This is a genomic window from Deinococcus detaillensis, from assembly GCF_007280555.1.
GTDB classification, from domain to species: domain Bacteria; phylum Deinococcota; class Deinococci; order Deinococcales; family Deinococcaceae; genus Deinococcus; species Deinococcus detaillensis.
Window position 1 is genome coordinate 1 of record NZ_VKDB01000073.1, and the last position, 2,071, is coordinate 2,071.

The 2,071-nt window shown below is 60.9% G+C and carries 3 protein-coding genes; all 3 read left to right on the forward strand.

Features of this window, described 5'->3' with window-relative positions; all coding sequences use genetic code 11:
• The first annotated feature begins 193 nt into the window (after positions 1 to 193).
• Positions 194 to 697, forward strand: a complete 504-nt coding sequence (locus tag FNU79_RS18840) for a PepSY domain-containing protein (RefSeq protein ID WP_143722325.1) — start codon at positions 194 to 196, stop codon at positions 695 to 697.
• Positions 698 to 815: 118 nt separating this feature from the next.
• The gene (locus FNU79_RS18845; protein WP_225430217.1) at positions 816 to 1,472 is read left to right on the forward strand and encodes a phosphatase PAP2 family protein; all 657 of its coding nucleotides are present in this window, start codon (positions 816 to 818) and stop codon (positions 1,470 to 1,472) included.
• A partial coding sequence (locus FNU79_RS18850; protein ID WP_143722326.1) for a response regulator transcription factor occupies positions 1,469 to 2,071 on the forward strand: 603 nt, incomplete at its 3' end. The genes FNU79_RS18845 and FNU79_RS18850, both read left to right, overlap by 4 nt.

Here is a 2,071-nt window from a genome sequence, read left to right on the forward strand (position 1 = left end):
AGCGGTTTAATCTTGGTCTTCGTGCTGGTCAGCGCGGCGCATAAAGGCCGTTCTTCTGCGCAAAGTGAAGCGCTGACTCCAGCGGATTAGTGCTCTATACCTTCTCTTTACCGTGCTATACGGCGTTTATACCAACATGTTCTACCTTGGGCCTACGCGAAAAGACACCTTCGCGTCACAAGGAGAACACCCCATGAACAAGCCAACCAAGAACGCCCTGCTGTCCCTCACCGTCTTGACCGCCCTCGCCGCGCTGCTGGCCGGATACGCTTTCGCCCAGACTGCAAGCAGTCCCTCCAAGACGATGACCCTTGCCCAAGCTGCCCAGCCCACCAAACCTGAAATGGCCGACACCGAAACCAACGACGGCCCTGACACCCAAGAAGCCACCATCAAAGGCAGTATTGCCCTGCCCGCCGAGGCCGCTGGAGCCGAAGTGCCGGACGCTCAGGAGCAAAGCCAGTATCAAGCTCTCGCCAAGATCAGTGCCGCGCAGGCCAGCGCTGCCGCGCAGGCCAAAGTACCCGGCGCAGTCAACAGCGTGACGCTCGAAGACCAAGACGGTTTCTTGGTGTACGCAGTTAAGATTGGCAACATGGAAGTCATGGTGGACGCCGGCAACGGCCAAGTGTTAGGTCAAAGTGCCGCTGATACTGAAGACACCGGAATGGAGAGCGGCAGCGAAACCAGCGACTAACCTTCCTCGCATTCCCCCCGTAAGAGAGGCGCTCCCAGTGGGAGCGCTTTTTTCTCGTTTCCCTTCCTCTCCCCCAGCGCTATACCGTTTTTATACCTTTGTTTGTCAAGCTGTTGTCATGGCTACCTTGCTCACCCGCGCCCGCACTGCCCGCCCCGCTCAACTCCTGCGGCTGCTGATCGGCATTCTGATTCCGCTGCTGATCGTCGGCGTGGTGGCCGAGGACTTGGTGGAAAAAGCCCGTTTCGCCTTCGAGACGCCGCTGCTGCTGTGGATTCATTCTTTCGCCACGCCCAGCCTAGACCGCCTGGCCCTGATGTTCACCACCGTCGGCGGCGTCAGTGTAATTGCCCCGCTCAGCGCGGTGATTCTGGCGTTCTTGTGGTGGAAATACCGCTCGCTCGCTTACTTCTGGGCCTTATCGGTCGGCGGCGCAGCGGCGCTCAACGTCATCATGAAGCTGGTCTTTCACCGCGCCCGCCCTGAGCTGTGGCCCAGACTTGTTCAGGAAAGCGATGCCAGCTTTCCCAGCGGCCACAGCATGTACAGCATGGCCTTCGTGGTGGCCCTCATCTTGATGTCGTGGCGTACCCCTTACCGCCTGCTGGTTTTGGTGCTGGGCGTACTGTTTACCCTGAGCGTCGGGCTGTCGCGCCTTTATCTGGGCGTTCATTACCCCACCGACGTACTGTGCGGCTGGCTCTCGGGGCTGGCGTGGGTGCTGGGCGTCTACAGCATCATGGCCAATCACAGATCGGGGCAGCCCAGCTCATGAGGCTGCTAATTGTCGAGGACGACCCACACATTGCCGAGCTGCTCAGCGACGGCCTGACCGAAGAAGGCTATGAATGTGACCTCGCCGCCAGCGCCGCCGAAGGCGAACCGCTGGCCCAACTGTTTCCCTACGCCCTGCTGATTCTGGACGTGATGCTGCCCGAAGGCATCGACGCGGGCTACCAGCTCGGTGAGCGGCTGCGGGACTCGGGCAACAAGATTCCGATTTTGTACCTCACCGCACGCGGCACCGTGGAAGACCGCGTCACCGGCCTGGAAGCCGGCGGCGACGATTACCTGACCAAGCCGTTTGCCTTCACCGAGCTGCGGGCCAGAATCCGCGCCCTGCTGCGGCGGGCCAGCGGCAACACCCAGAATGCGGTGCCGCTGCCAAAAGGCTGGATGATGGACTTGGGAGCGCGTGAAGTCTACGCGGCAGGCGTGCGGGCTGATTTAACGCGCCGGGAGTTCGCCCTGCTGGAGCTGTTCGTGATGAATCCGGGCCGGGCGTTTGGAAGGGACGAGATTATTGAGCGGCTGTGGCGCGGCGAGGGAAGCGTGGAGCATAAAGTGATTGACGTGTATGTCAGCACCCTGCGC

Bases quoted from the DNA above. Each gene is read 5' to 3' on its own strand.
- FNU79_RS18840 (WP_143722325.1), top strand. From the start codon at position 194: ATGAACAAGCCAACCAAGAACGCCCTGCTGTCCCTCACCGTCTTGACC.
- FNU79_RS18845 (WP_225430217.1), top strand. From the start codon at position 816: ATGGCTACCTTGCTCACCCGCGCCCGCACTGCCCGCCCCGCTCAACTC.